The sequence below is a fragment of the Nannocystis pusilla genome, from assembly GCF_020073745.1.
Lineage (GTDB): Bacteria > Myxococcota_A > Polyangia > Nannocystales > Nannocystaceae > Nannocystis > Nannocystis radixulma.
Genome location: NZ_JAIRAU010000049.1, coordinates 146,296 through 162,302, shown reverse-complemented (window position 1 = coordinate 162,302; position 16,007 = coordinate 146,296). Strand labels below are relative to the sequence as shown.

At 74.8% G+C, this 16,007-nt stretch carries 11 protein-coding genes; 8 read left to right on the top strand and 3 right to left on the bottom strand.

Annotation, left to right across the window (positions count from 1 at the left end):
• Positions 1-230: 230 nt before the first annotated feature.
• Both K7C98_RS36465 and K7C98_RS36460 read right to left on the bottom strand, forming a co-directional pair.
• Positions 231-1,208, bottom strand: coding sequence for a hypothetical protein (locus tag K7C98_RS36465; RefSeq protein ID WP_224196493.1), 978 nt, complete (start codon positions 1,206-1,208; stop codon positions 231-233).
• A 48-nt stretch (positions 1,209-1,256) separates the two neighbouring features.
• A complete protein-coding gene (locus K7C98_RS36460; RefSeq protein ID WP_224196492.1) occupies positions 1,257-2,585 on the bottom strand; it encodes a hypothetical protein in 1,329 nt (442 codons plus the stop codon).
• Between the two features lie 106 nt (positions 2,586-2,691).
• On the opposite strand from K7C98_RS36460, the gene K7C98_RS36455 reads away from it, so the two are divergent.
• From K7C98_RS36455 to K7C98_RS36440, 4 genes are all read left to right on the top strand, one after another.
• Complete coding sequence (locus K7C98_RS36455; RefSeq protein WP_224196491.1) at positions 2,692-3,870, top strand: lycopene cyclase family protein; 1,179 nt, start codon at positions 2,692-2,694, stop codon at positions 3,868-3,870.
• 13 nt (positions 3,871-3,883) lie between these two features.
• Complete coding sequence (locus tag K7C98_RS36450) at positions 3,884-4,867, top strand: DUF5914 domain-containing protein (protein WP_224196490.1); 984 nt, start codon at positions 3,884-3,886, stop codon at positions 4,865-4,867.
• 168 nt (positions 4,868-5,035) lie between these two features.
• Complete coding sequence (locus K7C98_RS36445) at positions 5,036-6,499, top strand: serine hydrolase domain-containing protein (RefSeq protein ID WP_224196489.1); 1,464 nt, start codon at positions 5,036-5,038, stop codon at positions 6,497-6,499.
• A gap of 21 nt (positions 6,500-6,520) precedes the next feature.
• Positions 6,521-9,397, top strand: coding sequence for a WD40 repeat domain-containing protein (locus K7C98_RS36440; protein ID WP_224196488.1), 2,877 nt, complete (start codon positions 6,521-6,523; stop codon positions 9,395-9,397).
• Between the two features lie 82 nt (positions 9,398-9,479).
• On the opposite strand, the gene K7C98_RS36435 is transcribed toward K7C98_RS36440, so the two are convergent.
• Entirely contained in the window at positions 9,480-11,204 is a 1,725-nt protein-coding gene (locus K7C98_RS36435; RefSeq protein ID WP_224196487.1) for an IgGFc-binding protein, read from the bottom strand.
• Positions 11,205-11,560: 356 nt separating this feature from the next.
• Here K7C98_RS36435 and K7C98_RS36430 point away from each other — a divergent pair, with 356 nt between their 5' ends.
• The 4 genes from K7C98_RS36430 (at position 11,561) to K7C98_RS36415 (ending at position 15,962) form a co-directional block, all read left to right on the top strand.
• Entirely contained in the window at positions 11,561-12,250 is a 690-nt protein-coding gene (locus tag K7C98_RS36430; RefSeq protein ID WP_224196486.1) for an SDR family NAD(P)-dependent oxidoreductase, read from the top strand.
• Positions 12,251-12,378: 128 nt separating this feature from the next.
• The gene (locus tag K7C98_RS36425; RefSeq protein WP_224196485.1) at positions 12,379-13,587 is read left to right on the top strand and encodes a hypothetical protein; all 1,209 of its coding nucleotides are present in this window, start codon (positions 12,379-12,381) and stop codon (positions 13,585-13,587) included.
• Positions 13,584-14,336, top strand: a complete 753-nt coding sequence (locus tag K7C98_RS36420) for a ferritin-like domain-containing protein (protein ID WP_224196484.1) — start codon at positions 13,584-13,586, stop codon at positions 14,334-14,336. Before K7C98_RS36425 ends, K7C98_RS36420 begins: the two co-directional genes overlap by 4 nt.
• Before the next feature lie 240 nt (positions 14,337-14,576).
• A complete protein-coding gene (locus tag K7C98_RS36415; protein WP_224196483.1) occupies positions 14,577-15,962 on the top strand; it encodes an adenylosuccinate synthetase in 1,386 nt (461 codons plus the stop codon).
• Positions 15,963-16,007: the final 45 nt, after the last annotated feature.

Here is a 16,007-nt window from a genome sequence, read left to right as displayed (position 1 = left end):
GCGAAGGAGATGCGTTTCGCGTCACAGCCGCGATTGCTCGCCGCACTCGCAGGGCGAACGCGAGTTCGGGCCGTGGTCTTGCAGCCGCGACAGAAGCGTCCATGCAGCATTCGCCGGAGACGATGCGCCCGGGATCGCAGCTGCGATTGCTCGCCCCATTCGCCGGCGAACGCCGGCTCCGGGCCGCGTCTTGCGACGGCGACAGGGGCGTCGAAACGAACGCGAGTTCGTCAGCAGGGGCCGTTGAAGCAGCAGTCGCCGAAGAAGATGCACTCGGCGTCGCAGGCGCAATTGGTGCTGAAGCCGCCGCACTCGCAGCTCGAGCACGAGTTCGGGTCCTCGGGGCAATCCTGCGGGCAGCTGCAGTCGTCCTCGCCGCCGTTGCACACGCCGTCGCCGCAGGCCACGTTGACGCAGCCGCCGGTGTTGTGGGTGCAGTTGGCGTTGCACGACAGCGTCCCGCCGCCGCTGAAGCCGAGGCCGTTGCAGGTCTGGCCGCCGAGGTCGCCGCCCTCGCACGCCTCGGGCCCGTTGCGCACGCCGTCGCCGCAGTAGATGCAGCCGGCCTTGTTGAACAGGCAGCTCTGCGGGCTGCCGCAGGCCAGCGTGCCCCCGTGGTAGTTGCCGTTGGCCGGCGCGAGCAGGTTGGCGCACGCCATGTCGCCGAGCTGCGGCGCGGTGCAATTGGCGCCCTGCTGGCCGCAATCGCACTCCTCGCCGCCGTTCAGCGTGCCGTCGCCGCACGACTCGCTGACGCACTGCGACTTGTCGAACACGCAGTTGGCGGCGCAGGTCAGGGTGCCGCCGGTGAAGCCGAGCGTCATGCAGCTCTGACCCTTGAGGTCGACGGCCTCGCACTCCTCCGGCGCCTCGACGAGCCCGTCGCCGCACTCGGGGCCCATGACGGTGGTGGTGCCCGGATCGGTCGTGGCGGTGACGTTGGTCGGATCGACGCCGGTGGTGACGTCGGGCGCGCCCGTGCTCGACTCGCCCGAGCCGAAGTCGGGTCGGATCATGTCGGTGGTGGCGCCGCTGTCGCCGTCGCCGGTGGTCGGCTCGGAGGCGCCCGACACCTGCGACGCGCTCGCAGGCATCGTTTGCGAGGCTGTCCACGCGCCGCCGCTGAAGCCTGAACTTTCGGGCAGGTTTTCACCGCCCGCGCACGCGGCGAGGGCGACGATCGCAAGGCAGAAAGTGCGCAGAACCATCGCCGCATCATAGGCGGGCGCGGCGCCGCGCTGCAATCGGCCGGCCGGTCACGCGCGCGCGTCGGCGCTCGCGTGGTCCGCGACGGCGGAGGGACGCGCCTCGGCCGCGTCGCCGAGGATCATCGCCAGCATGCCGTCGAGGATCTGCGTCCACCCGGCCCGCCGCGTGTCGACCCGCTCCGGCGGCCCCAGCCGGCCGAAGCGCCGCAGCTCGGCCTCGACGGGCGACGGCTCGTCGACGAAGGCGGCCGCCCGCAGCTCGGCGGCGACGGCCCGCACGGCCTCGGCGACCTCGGAGCCGCCGACGTCGATCGCCCACGCGACCGTCGCCCAGGCGAGCTCGGCGTGACGCGTCTCATCTTCGGCGATCGCGCTCAGGGCGGCGTCGGCGGCCGCAGCCGTGCAGCCGCGTCGGCCGCGCAGCGCGGTGAGGGCGGCGATGGTCTCGCCGACGCAACCCTCGCGGAAGGTGTCGCGCGCGAGCGCGACCAGGCCGCCCGCGCGCGGCTGCACCGGCGGCAGCGGGCCCGGCTCGCACGCCCCCCCGCCGTAGGCCGCCGCCAGGTCGAAGCACATCCTGGCGTGCCGGACCTCGTCGGCGCCCGCCTCGGCGCAGCCGGCCAGCAGCTCGGCCGGGGCGCCGACGGCCATCAGCTCGAGCGCGGCCCGGGCGAACGCGGCCACCGAGGCGTGCTCCATCAACGCGTCGCCCAGCCAGGCCTCGGCGAGCAGCCGGCGCTCGTCCGCGTCTGGCTCTCCGAGCATGTTCTCGGGGACATGCTCCGAGAGCCATGTCTTTCCGGACCGCACGGGCGCGACCACGGCGTCGTCGTCGCCGGCCAGCAGCGGGCGGCCGCTGCAGTAGTCGAACCAGTGGTAGCAGCAGATCTCGCCGTCGCCGCTGGCCTTGCGCTTGTCGTCGGTGGCGATCTTGCGCAGGCGGCCCATCATCATCGGGTTCATCGACAGGCCCTTGTAGGCCTTGTCGTTGGGGTTCACGCCGGGGTCGGGCCGGCCGATGAGGCGCGTCGGACAGCCGATCTCGTCGGTCGCCTGCGGGGCGCGGAACTTGTTGGCGGCCTGCGGCGAGCCGCACCAGTCGCCGTTGGGGCAGCCCTCCTCCTCGAGGCCGTCGGGGTCGAACGGGTCCATGCCCGTGCGCGCGGGGTACTGCGGACCGGCCGGGACCGGCGGCGGGTCGGCGACGACGGGCGCGGGCGTCTCGGCCCCGGCGGGCGCGGGCGCTCCCGCCTTGGCCGGCGCGGCCTTGGCGGCCTCGGCCGGGGCAGGCGTCGCGGTCGGGCCGCAGGCGGCGAGCAGGAGCCCCGAGGTGAGGGCGGTGTGCAGGCGTCGGCGGAGCAGCCGGAGGTCGCGCATGCGGCCGACGTTACACGAGGTCCCCGCGCGGCGGCCACGGGAATCCCCCCTTCCGGCGCCCTTCCGCGGCTTGAGATCTCGCGCCGCCTGGGCCATAGATGCGGCGGTGCGCGCGGACTACGTGATCGCCGGCGCCGGCTGTGCAGGCCTCAGCCTCGCGGTGCAGCTCGCCCTCCAGGCCCGTCGCCGCGGCCGGAGCTGCCCCCGGGTGGTGCTGGTCGAGCCGCGCGCGCGGCACGCCCGCGACCGCACGTGGTGCTACTGGCGCTTCGTCGACCACCCGTTCGCCGCGGCCGTCAGCCGCCGCTGGACCCGCTGGCGCGTCGCGGACGCCGACCGCTCGCTGGTCCGCGGCAGCGCGCGCCACCCGTACGAGCACATCCCCGCGGATAACTTTTACGACATGTCCTTGCGGACACTCGCGGAGTTCCCGGAGATCGAGCTGCGCCGCGGCTGCCGGGTCGAGGCGATCCGCGAGCGCCCGGGCGAGGTTGAGGTGGTGACCGACGCCGGCAGCGTGCGCGCGGCGCTGGTGTTCGACAGCCGGCCGGCGCCGGCGCCGGCGCCGACGCCCGACGAGGTCGACCTGCTGCAGCACTTCGTCGGCTGGGAGGTCGAGGCCGCGTCGCCGGTGTTCGACCCCGAGACGCCGACGCTGATGGACTTCGCCGTCGACCAGGCGCGCGGGATCCACTTCATGTACGTCCTGCCGTTCACGCCGACCCGCGCGCTCGTCGAGACGACCTACATCTCGCCGGCGACCCTGCCCGACGCGGTCTACGAGGCCGACCTGCGCGGTTATCTGCGCACGGCGTACGGTCTGGTCGAGCCGGCGGTCCGCTGGCGCGAGCGCGGCTCGATCGCCATGACGAGCCGGCCGGCGCCGCTGCGCGCGGGGCCGCGGGTGATCCACCTCGGGCTGCGCGGCGGGCTGGCCAAGGGCTCGACCGGCTACGCGTTCCAGGCGATCCAAAAGTGCTCCGCCGGGCTCGCGCACGAGCTGCTCGAAAGGCCAGGTGTGCCGCCGCCGGTGCCCGCGCCGCGGCCGGCCGCGGCGGTGGCGATGGACCGGGTGCTGCTGTCCCACCTGCAGCGGAACCCCGGCCGCGGGCCGCCGCTGTTCGTCGACCTGTTCGAGCGCCTGCCGCCCGATCTGCTGTGCCGCTTCCTCAGCGACCACGCGGGGCCGCTCGACTATCCGCGGGTGATGCTGGCGACGCCGATGGCGGAGATGACGGCGGCGGTGCTACGCTCGCGGGCGCTGTGGCTGCGCGCGGCCAGCTGACCCGGGACCTGCGATGACGCGCCTCTTCACCTTCGGCAACCCCCCCGCGGCCCCGGGCGAGGCGCACAGCGAGGCGCCGGACTGGGTGCAGGCCAACCCGGGGCGCATCGATCGGGCGTTGCGGCGGGCGCTGGCGCTGCCGGGGGGCGGGTGGTTCGCCGTCGACGCGCGCGAGCGGATCGGCCGCACGCCCCGCGCCTACGCGGTCGACGGCCACGAGCTGGTGCTGTGGCGCGCCGGCGACGGCAGCGTGCGCGCGGCCCCGGAGGCGTGCCCGCACATGGGCGCGTCGCTGGCCTGCGCCCGCGTCCGCGGCGACAACCTGGTCTGCCCGTGGCACGGGCTCGAGCTCGGCGACGAGCCGCACGGCCGTTGGCGCCCGCTGCCCGCCCACGACGACGGCGTGCTGGTGTGGGTGCAGATGTCCGAAGAGACAGGCTGCAGCGAGGCCGCCAGCCCGGCGCCGATCCTGGCCCCGCGGCCCGACCGGTTCCTCGCCGGGGTGGTGCGGATGGAGGCCGAATGTGACCCTTCGGACATCCTCGCCAACCGCCTCGACCCGTGGCACGGCGCCCACTACCACCCGCACTCGTTCGCCCGCCTCAAGGTCCTGGCCGACGAGCCCGACCACCTGCTGGTCCGCGTCGCCTACCGCGTGCTCGGGCCGGTGGTGGTCGAGGTCGACGCGACGTTCCACTGCCCCGACCCGCGCACGATCGTGATGACGATCGTCGGCGGCGAGGGCGTCGGCTCGGTCGTCGAGACCCACGCGACGCCGCTCGGCCCTGGCCGCTGCGCGGTGCTCGAGGCGACGCTGGCGACGTCCGAGCGGCCGGGCTTCAAGCTGGCCCTCGGGGCAGGTCGGCTGCTGCGCCCGCTGATCGAGCGCCGCGCGGCCCGGCTGTGGGTCGAAGACGTCGCCTACGCCGAGCGCCGCTTCCGCCAGCGCGCCCCCGCGCCGGTGCGCCTGCGGACGATCCGCGGCGAGGCGGAGTAGCGAGGCGCGGCGATGCGACGCGCGCTCGCCGGGTGGTGCGCGCTGGCGCTGACCTGCGGGGTCGCGGCGCTCGCCGATCGGCGCGCGGCGGGCGCGAGGAGCGGAGATGCTGTCCCTGCGGACATGTCCCGTGCGGTCAGGGCACCGGAGCGAGATGTTCATGAGGACATGTCCGAACGGTCTCATGACGGCGCTGCGGCGGCGGCGGGACCTGCTGCGAAGGACATGTCCGGGAGCGCGAGCGAGGGGGCGGCGCCGGGCGGATCCGCGGCGGGGGCGAGCGTCGGTCGGGGCGATCGCCGGGCCGCGTGCCTGCGCCGCAACGCGGGGGCGCCGGCGCGCTACGCTCGCGTCGTCGACGTGTTCTGCGCCGAGCACCACAATTTGGCGGGGGTCGGCGCGAGCCTTGCGATCGTCGCCGGCGACGACCCGCCGTTCGTGGCGACCGCCGGCGAGGCCTGTCTCGGCGGACTGGAGGTCACCGCGGCCACGCGCTTCCGCGTCGGATCGATCACAAAACTGTTGACGGCGGCGCTGGTGCTGCGCCAGGTCGACGCCGGCCGCCTCGGGCTCGACGACGAGGTCGCGCGTGTCTTGCCCGAGCTGGCCGCGGGCGTCGACGAGCGGGCGGGGGCGATCACCTGGCGACAGCTGCTGGCGCACACGGCCGGGGTGCCCGATCCGCCGCCGCTGCTGCTCGGGGCGGACTGGCTGCTCGCGCTCGGCGAGCGGCCGCTGTGGCGCGCGCCCGGGGAGCTGTGGAGCTACTCGAGCGACGGCTACGCGCTCGTCGGCGCCGCGCTCGCGGAGCTGCGCGGGGCCGAGTACGCGCAATTGCTCGCCGGGGAATTGCTCGCGCCGCTCGGTCTCGGCCCCGAGGCGGTCGAGCCGGAGATGGCCCTGAAGACAGGCGCGGCCTGCGGCCACCTCGGCCGCGGTGCGGCCGCGCGGGCCTTCAGCGTCGTCGATGACCTGGCCCTCGGGACAGGCAATGCCCGCTGGACCCTGCCGGCCGGCGGCGCGATCGTCTCGGCCGCCGAGCTGGCCGGGCTCGCGCGCGACCTCGTCGATCCGGGGCGCTCGCCGCTGTCGCCCGCGGCCCGGCGCGAGCTGCTCGCCGCCGAGGTGCCGACCTTCGAGCGGCCGGGGGAGCGCTACGGGCTCGGCGTGCGCGCGCGCGCGGTGAGCGGCGGGCCGGCGATCTACGGCCACAGCGGCGCGACCGGCGATTTCTCGGCCGACCTGGCCTTTGTGCCAGATGAAAAGTTCGCCGTCGTCGTGTTGACGAACAACGCCGACCCGCTGCGCTCGACCCTCGCCGCGGTGCTGCACGAGCTGCTGGGCGTCGCGCCCGAGCGGGCCGAGGCCATGGGTCCGGCGGACCGCTATACCGGCAGCTACCGCGCCGCGCGGTGGGGCGAGGACGTGGCGATCTCGGCGCGGGGGGCGGGCCTGCGGTTGTCGGCGCCGCTGCTGCAGCTGCACGACCACCCGCTCGAGCACGCCGGCGATCACCGCTTTCGCGCGGCCGGGCGGCCAGATCTGGGCAGCTTCACCTTCGTGTTCGCGTCCGGCGATGCGCGCGCCAGCGACCTGCGCGGGCACGTCTTTGTCGGCGCGCGGGTCGAGTAAGATCGGTCGCCACCTCCGGGCGTGCAAGCGGCACTGATGCGATCGATCGCCCTCGCGTTCCTCCTCGGTTCACTCGGCACCTGCGGCCCGCGGCCCGGCGAGGCGCCGGCGGCGGAGGAGGGCGGGGCGATCGCGGTCGCGCCGGAGTCGGCCGTCGCCACCGACGCGATCGCGGCGACGCGCGCGGGCTGTGCCTCGGCGGCGTGCTGGCGCGAGCAGGCCGGGCAGGCCGCGCGGCTCGGCGCCGTCGACGTCGCCGCCGCGCACCTCGGCCGGGCCTACGCGCGCGATCGGGGCGAGGCGGACCTGTTCGCGTGGGTCGACGCGCTGGTCGACGGCGGGGGCTCGCGGGCTGCTCGCGCTGCCCTCGACGAGGGCAGGGCCGCGGCGGCGCAGCGTGGTGACGGGGGTTTGGTCGCCCGCATCGACGCGCGGATCGCCGCGCTGCCGCCGATAGCAGCGCACACGAACGAGCTGCCCGGGCCGCTGCGGCGCGCCTATGACAGCGAGCGCGCCGGTCGGCTCGAGGACGCCGCCCACGAGTTCGCGCAGGCGCTGCAGGCCGGCGGTGAGCCGCGGCACCTCGCCCACGCCGCCGACCTGCAGCAGCGGCGCGGCGACCCGGCCGGCGCGCGTCGGTGGTGGTCGCGGGCGCGGGCGCGGCTCCGCGACCTCGGCGCGAGCATCGACGTCGTCGCCGTCGAGACGTGGTTCACCAGTCAGGTGCTGTGGCAGCCGAACGGGCTCGCGCTGGTGCGCCGCTTCACCCCGGCGTTCGACTACGAGGCCCAGCCCGCCGGTGTGCTCGATCTGGTGGCCGCGGCTGTCGGGGCCCCGCTCGCGCGCCGGCTCCACTTCGCGGGCCCGCCCGAGGTCGTCGGCCTGTCCGGCGACGGCCTCACGCTGGTGCGCGACGAGGGCAACGCCCTTGTCTTTCAGGACATGTCCTCGGAGACAGTGCTGGTGCGGACCCCGCCGCAGGCCGAGCGCGTGCACGGGCTCGCGGTGGTCGGCTCGGGCGCCGCCCTGCGGGTGCTGGCCGCCCACGGCGGCGAGACGGTGCTGTGGAGCGCGACCGGCGAGGCGCTGCGGCGGTTCAGCTTGGCCGGCACGACGCCGACGATCACCCGCGTCTACACCGGCGAGGGCACCCACCACGAGAACATCCTGCGCGACTCGCCGACCTGGCCGGTCTCGCTGGCGCTCACGCCCGGGGCCGGGCGGATCGCCATCGGCGGCTCCGACGGCAAGGTGCGCCTGTTCGACGGCAAGAGCGACAGGCCGCGCGAGCTCGCGTTCGCCTGGAATTACGTCGAGCGCCGCCACCGCGGTGGCAACCCCGATCTCAACGGCCCGCTCACGCTGCGCTTCAGCCCCGACGGCGCGCGGCTCGTCGCCGTCCACGCCCACGGCGACCTGCTGATCTGGGACGCGCGCACCGGCGCGATGCTCAAGCACATCCCGCCGACCTGCGGCGCCGAGGAGGGGCGCCGCTGGGCCAACCGCTACGCCGGGCCCGACGAGCCGGAGCGCGCGGCCACGGCCGAGGAGCGCGAGGCGTGCGGGCGAGCCGTCACCGCGGCGCTCTCGCCCGACGCGACGCTGGCGGCCACCGGCGGCGGGCTGACGGGGATCCGCCTGCGCGAGGCGACGACCGGCAAGCCGCTCGCGCTGCACCTCGGCATCGATCTGCCCGACGGGTCCTTCGCCGCGGCGAGCGGCGGCGCGGTGGCGATGGCCGACATCTACGGCGCGGTCAGCCTGCTGTCGCCCGGCGGCGCCCCTCGAGCATTGACGTCGAAGAGCCGCTCGGGCCCGGTGCGCCCGTGGATCTCCCGCGACGGCCGGGTGTTCGCGCAGTTCTCCGTCAACGAGCCGGTGGCCGCCTGGGACCTCGTCGCCCGCCGTCCGCTCGCGCTGACGCGCGGCGACAAGGAGCAGGTGCTCGCGCTGTCGCCGACGGCCGCGCGGGTCGCCGTGCACACCGGCGACGCCGTCGAGCTGCGCGACGTCGCCGCGGGCACCACGCTCGCGCGCGTGCCGACCCGCGCCTCGCCGTTCGGCAGCCAGGCGCAGTTCTCCGGTACTTCGGGACATGTCCTCCTCGCCATGGAGGCCGAGCGCGGCCGCAGCTTCGAGCTCGTCGAGCTGCCGGCGGGCACCCATCGTCCGCTCGCCATCGAGGGCCACGTCTCCGTGCAGCTGGCCGGCGACGGGCGCCACGTCGCCGCGTGGAGGCAGGACCTCCCGTTGAAGCTCCTGCGCGTCGCCGACGGCGCGTGGGTGGCCAGCCTCGACGACCGGGTCGAGAGCGTCGCGTTCGCGCCCGACGGCGCGTTCGTGGCCTGGGTGCAGCAGCTCGATCGCTCGCGGCCGGGCGCGAAGCTGCGGGCCCGGCGGCTCGACGGGGCGGAGCCCGCCGACATCCAGGAGATCGATCTCGACGGCTGGACCTCCTGGCTCACCGTCGCCGGCGACGAGGTGCTGGTGCTGCGGCAGGACACGACGCTGACGCGCTGGCGACCGGGCACCGGCGCGCGCGTCGACGTGAAGCACGACGCGCTGGCCGGGCAGCTCGAGGTCGCCGTCGCCGAGGACGGCAAGCACCTGTTCCTGACCCGGTACGGGAGCGTGCACGTGCACGCCGACGACGCCGCGCTGACGCCCCGCCTCACCGTCGCCGCGCTGCTGTCGGGCGGCTGGCTGGCGCTCGCCCGCACCGGCGCGATGGACGGCAGCGCCGACGCGCCCGAGCACCTGATCGCGCGGGTCCGCGGCGCCGGCGACGAGTTCGTGGCCGCCGGCCGGCTGGCGTGGGACGGCGTCCAGGTCGCCGGCCTGGTCGAGCGCGCCCTCGCCGGCGAGGACGTGGCCCCGCCGCTGCGGCTCGGGCGCTGAATGTCCCGAAGAGCATGCTCATACGGACATGTGTGTAAGAGCATGCTCGTCCGGACATGCCCGAACGCACAGCGCCGCCCGGTCAGCGCGCCAGCGAGCCGCCGGTGCCGTGCCAGTAGCTCGTGCTCCAGTTGAAGACTGTAAACGCGTACACGTTCACGGCGATCGGCTGGTCGGACTCGATCGCCACCAGGCCGGGGTCGCCCTCGAGGCGGACGTGGGCGACCTGGTACGGCGAGTCGCCGACGTCCTCGAAGTCGGTCACCGCCACGCCGTCGAGCGTCACCGTCGCCCCGGTCGGCGCCAGGATGTCGATGTCGGGCGGCAGCCACCCGGGCAGCGCGTGCACGTGGTGGCGGGTGTGCCAGCGCGCCACCGGCAGCGTGGCGAGCATGGACGGGTCGGTCTCGCTGTCGTCGAATTGGGCACCGACCATGTACTGCGCCACCAGCACCGGCTTGTCGCTGACGAGCACGAAGTTCAACGGCGACGGCGCGAGCTCGACGAACTCGCCGGGGCCGGCGATCGTCGTCGGCGCGCCGGGCAGCGGCGGGTCGTAGGTCAGCGCCGTGTCGGCCTCGGTGGCGATCACGCGGACGATCTGGGCGCGGCGCGACGTGGCCGGTTCGGCCATGGTCGGGGCCGCGACCACGTACTCGGTGCCGAGCTGCGAGATCGGCAGCATCGCCTCCTCGAGGTGGTCGCAGTACCCCACGCTCGCCGGCACGAAGCTGCACTGGTGGCCGCCGAGGACCTGGATCGGCTTGTCGCTGACCAGCCGGGTCCCGGTGATGTCGCCGGGGTCGCCGCTGAGGATCTCGAGCACGTCGCCGCTGCCGAGCGGGGCCTTGCCGCTGCCGTCGACGCCGACGCCCGGGCCGGCCTTGGACTTGGTGCCCGGCAGCGCCGTCGCCTCGAGCGTGGTCTCGTCGGCGCCCGCGACCGCCGCCCAGAAGCCGCGGTTGAACGTGGTCTCGATCGAGGTGGACGGGTACGACGCCACGAAGTAGTCGCTGCCCCAGGTGTGCCGCGGCCACAGCAGCGAGCTGTCGGTCGAGGCCGAGACGTTGAAGGTGTTGTACTGGACCACCCGCACCGGCCGGTCGCTCTCGATGTGATACGCGCCGTCGTAGATCAGCTTGCCGACGACCGCGTCCGACAGGCCCGCGACGAACGGCAGCTCGATCGCCCGGGCGGTGCCGGCCGGCACCGTCTCGACCAACTGCGCGAAGTCCTCGTTCCGCGCGACGGTGACCGTGGCGTCGCTGTCGCCCGGGTTCTCGACCACGACCGCGAAGCGCCCGGCGGGGTCGTACACGTTCACCGTGGTCACCGCGTAGAACTCGCAGCCGGAGGCCGTCATCGGCAGCGAGTCCGGCGCGCACACGCCCGTGCAGGCCATCGCGGCGTCGTCGCAGGCCAGGCCCTGGGCGGCGCTGCACGTCTGCACGACCTCCCACTCGCTGGCGTCGCTGCACTGCTGCAGCGCCTCGCCGTCGCAGCGGACCGCGCCGGGGCTGCAGCCGACGCAGCCGACCCCGTCGACGCAGACGCCCGCGTCGGGGCAGGTCGTCGGCGCCGCGAGCAGGCCGTCGTCGCCGCACACCGCGACCTCGGCCTCGCCGACGCACTCGATCTCGCCGGGGCCGCACTCGGCCGGCGGGGTCGTGGTCGTCGGCGCGGTGTCGGTCGAAGACGTCGACTCACCGGTCGAGCTCGTCCCCTCGCTCGCGCCGGTGTTTGCCGTCGAATCGCCGCATCCGGCGATGATCGTGATCGCTGCGACAAGCCTCGGGAAGGAAGTCATGCCCGCACGATACCGCCATACCGGGGCCATCGTGGAGGCTGGTCCGCCTCGGACGCTGAGATCCGTGAGTTTAGTTCCGTCTCTCAGCGGCCGCGAGCTCATACGCCGCTAGATCTGTTCAACCTGTCCCGAAGGACATGTCCCATACGAATAGCGCCGATCGGAGCCGCTGCGATTAGGATAGGGCGGCTGTTTCGACGAGGGCCGGGATAAGCACCCGAGATACCACCGGGTGGCGCACGACCGCGCCCGGCTCGGTCGTCGCACAGGGGTAGTGTCACGAGGGTACGGAACGGATCACAGGGCTCTGCGCTTTTCCTTGCGGGGTCGGCGGAACCCGCCCAAAGACCCGGGTTATGGACGATCCCGCCGAAATTTCAGCAGCCGACCTACCGCGCCGGGTCGTCGCGCGCGAGCCCTCGTCGCCGGCGCCCCGGAGGGCCGGGGCGCTGGCGGGCAAGGTAGCGCTGATCACGAGCGGGGACACGGACATCGGCCGCGCGACCGCGATCCGCTTCGCCCGCGAGGGCGCCGATGTCGCGTTCACCCACCTGGCCGGGCATGGCGACGCCCACGCGCTGGTGCGCGCCGTCGAGCGCGAGGGCCGCGGCTGCCTGGCGGTGTGCGGCGACGTCGACGATCCGGGCTTCTGCGAGGCTCTGGTCGCCGCGGTGATCGAGCGGTTCGGCGGCGTCGACGTGCTGGTCAACAACCTGGTCGCGCGCCGGACCCCGCCGAGCTTCTTCTCGCTGTTCTTCCTGACGCGCCGGCTCTTGCCGCACCTGCGCGATCGGCCAGGTGCGAACATCATCAACACCGCCTCGCCGCGGGCCCCCGACGACCCGGTGCGCGACGCCGAGGCGATCCGGGCCGCGATCGGCACCTGCACGCGCTCACTGGCCCAAAACCTCGTGCGCGTGAAGATCCGCGTCAACGCCGTCGCGCCCGGCGACGACCACGACCTCACGGCCGGCGACCTCGTGTTCCTCGCCAGCGACGCGGCCGCGGGCTATAACGGCGAGCTGCTCGACCGCCGGGCGCAGTGACCGCGGCGTCGGCCTCGCCGCGACCGGCCGACTCAGCCGCGAGGCGTCGCTCCGGCGTCCGCGCCGGACCTCGCGGTCGGCGCCGCGCCTGAGCTTGCCTGGGCGACCGACCCGGTCACACCTCTCGCATGACCCTCGATCTGCTGCGAGAGCACGGCACCCCGCTCGAGCGTCAGGTGTTCACATGGAAGGACCTGGTGCGCGAGCCGATCAGCAAGCTCGACGACGAGGCCTTCACGCGCGTGCGCCTGATCGTCGCCGGCGCCGTCGAGCAGGCGGCGGTCCGCTTCCAGCACGCCGCCGTCAGCTTCGGCGCCGAGCACCGGATCCTCCTCGCCGACCTCCGCCGCGTCGAACACCACCAGGCCACGCTCCTGCGCTGGCTTCAGCCCGCCGACCAGTCGCCGCTCGAGAGCTCGATCGCCGTGGCCCAGGCCGCGGTCGAGGTCGGGGCCCAGGTCGCCCGCTGCGAGCCCGACCCGTACGTCGCCCAGGCGCTGCGCCTCGGCCTGCTCGAGGACTTCGACCACCTCTACCGCCTCGCCGCGCTGATGGACCGCCTCGAGGGTCGCGACGCCAACGCGATCCTCCAGTCCTACACCGACATCCGCCCGGGGCGCCCGACGGCGGCCCAGCACCGCGCGCCCGAGGACGACCTGCGGCGCTGGTACGACCGCAGCGCCACCGCCCCGGCCACCAAGCTGCACGCGCGGATCGCCGGCGCGCTCGCCTACCAGGCCCGCGACCACTACCTCGACGTCGGCCCGACCTTCGCCGACCCGGTCGCGCGCCAGCTCTACGCCGAGCTCGCCTCGGTCAAGGAGCAGCACGTCACCCAGTGCGAGTCGCTCGTCGATCCCAACGAGACCTGGCTCGAGAAGTGGTTGCTGCACGAGGCCGCCGAGGTCCACGTCTACTGGGGCTGCCTGTGCTCCGAGTCCAACCCGCGCGTGCGGGCGGTGTGGGACCGCTTCCTCGCCTACGAGCTCGAGCACCTGCGGATCGTGCGTGAGCTGTTCGAGAAGACAGAGATGCGCGACGCCTCCGAGGTCGTGCCCGCGGTGCTGAGCGAGCCGCTCGCGTTCGCCGGCGAGCGCGCGTTCATCCGCGAGGTGCTGGCCAGCGAGGTCGAGCTCGGGGCCGCCGGCACCGAGTTCGTCCCGCGCGACGCCGAGTCGCGCGCCACCCAGAGCTACCGCGCCCAGCTGGCGCGCGACGGCTCGCCGTCCGAGACCGTCGCCGCCGACTATCGCTGGTCGCCCGGCACCGAGCTCGCCGATCCGCGGATCCGCGACGCCTCGATCCTGCCCCCTCCGCTGAAAGCGACCGGAACATGAACCGCGCGCCACGACCCACCGACCTCGCCCTCAACCGCACCGGCATCTACCTCTCGCCGACCGACGGCCCCGCGATGGTCGAGGGGGCCCGCGAGGCCCCGAGCTCGCCCGGCTGCACCCGCGCGCTCGCCGAGGTGCGGCGGCAGTACGCCGGCGAGGTCGGCGTGATCGGCCACATGCCCGCGCCGGCCAGCCTGCAGGTCGTCGAGAACGCCGGCGCCGCGGTGCTGCGGCGCCACCGGGTCCACCTCCTGCTCGACAAGCTCGGCGAGCGCCTCGCGTTCGAGCGCACCGGCGTGCGCCTGTTCGACGCGCTCATCGCCAAGCTCGAGGCCCAGGGCAGCTGGGACCGCGGGCCCTCGCTCGCCACCCTGGCCCAGTTCCGCGCCGAGGAGGCGCATCACTTCGCGCTCCTGCAGGACGTCCTGATCAACCTCGGCGCCGACCCCACCGCCGTCACCCCCTCGGCCGACCTCGCCGGCGTCGAGCTGGCCGGCATCGTCCAGGTCGTGTCCGACCCGCGCACGACCTTGCCGCAGGCGCTCCACGCCCACCTCGTCGCCGAGCTGGTCGACAGCGCCTCGTGGGAGCTGCTCGTCGACCTCGCCGACGACTTCGGCGAGTCGTCCCTGGCCCACAAGCTGCGCGAGCCGCTGGCCCACGAGCTGCGCCACCGCGACACGATCACCACCTGGCTGAAGAGACATGCGGCTCTGGTGGCCGGCGGCGCGCTCAAGTACGGCGCCTGAGCCGACGCCGTGACGACCTGTCTCAAGAGACATGCACCCCGCGTGGGCGGAGCGCTTCGTGAACCCGGCTTCATCCCCGACGCCGCCGCGGCCCGTCTCCGCTCGCCCATCGCTCGCGCCTCGCATCCGGCGCGGATGACCCGCCGTCGCCCCGGCCCCGCGCGCGGACGCCCGGCTCGACCGCCCCGCCGGCGCGCTTGACCGCGGCGCGCGCCTCGTGCCAGCCTGCCGGGCGCGTCCGTGTCCGGCGACCTGGCACTTCGAACCTGTCCCGAAGGACCTGTCGCAGTCCTCGGCTGCGGCTTCGGCGACGAGGGCAAGGGCGCCGCCGTCGACGCCCTCGCGCGCCGGCGCGGCCGCGGCGGCCGGCCGCTGGTGGTGCGCTTCAACGGCGGCCCGCAGGCGGCCCACCACGTCGTCACTGCCGACGGGCGGGTGCACTGCTTCGCCCAGTTCGGCGCCGGCGCGCTCGCGGGCGGGCGCACCTGCCTGTCGCGCTTCATGCTCGTCGAGCCGCTCGCGCTGGCCCGCGAGGCCGCCGTCCTGCGCGCGGCCGGCCTCGCCGACCCCTGGGCCGACCTCGTCGTCGACCGCCGCTGCGCCGTCGTCACCCCGTTCCACCGCCTGCTCGGGCGCATCGAGGAGCTGTCCCGGGGGACAGCTCGTCACGGCAGCTGCGGCCTCGGCGTCGGCCCGGCCTGGCGCGACGCTCACAACCCGCACGCCCCCTGCCTCCGCGTCGGCGCGCTGACCGGCGACCGCCCCGGCCTGGTCCGCCTGCTGCGGCAGCTCCAGCTGCTCAAGCTCGACCGCGCCGAGCAGCTCGCCGAGGCCGCGCCCGCGCCCGCGATCGCCCCGCTGCTCGCCGAGCTCGCGCACCCCGAGCTCGCCGAAGACGTCGCCGACGCCTACCTCGCGATCGCCGCGCGCCTCGGCGTCGACGAGGGCGAGCAGCTGCGCGCCGCGCTGGCCGACTCGCCCGACGCCGTGATCTTCGAGGGCGCCCACGGCGCGCTGCTCGACGCCGACCGCGGCTTCTTCCCCTTCGTCACCCCGTCGCCGGTCTCGTTCGCCCAGGCCGAGGCGCTGTGCGCCGAGGTCCCCACCGCCGCGCCGCTGCGCCGTCTCGGCGTCCTGCGGGCCTATGCCACCCGCCACGGCCCCGGCCCCTTCGTCGCCGAGGACCCCGACCTCGACCTCCCCGAGCCGCACAACCGCCCCGGTCCCTGGCAGGGCCCGATGCGCGTCGGCTGGTTCGACCTCGTCGCCGCGCGCCTCGGGCTCACGATCGCCGGTCGCGTCGACGGCCTCGTCGTCACGCACCTCGACCGCCTCGCCGGCCGCGAGCAGATCTCCGTCTGTGAGGGGTGGCTGGCCCCCGACGGCGCCCTCATGCGCGATGCCGCGCCCGTCACGGGCAGTCTGGCCGACCGCACCGAGGCCACTCGCCGGCTCGCCGAGGCCCGTCCCGCCTGGCGCCGGCTGGCCGGCTGGAACGGCCCGCAGACCCGCGAGAGCGAGGAATTCCTCGAATTCATCGCCGGCGAACTCGGTGTCCCGATCGCCGCGAGGGCCTGGGGACCGCGCGCGAGCGACCAGCGAGGCTGGTCTGCGTCCGAAGAATGAGTTCCGACCGGGAAGTGAATGCGATCATGAACAGTTTTTCATCTT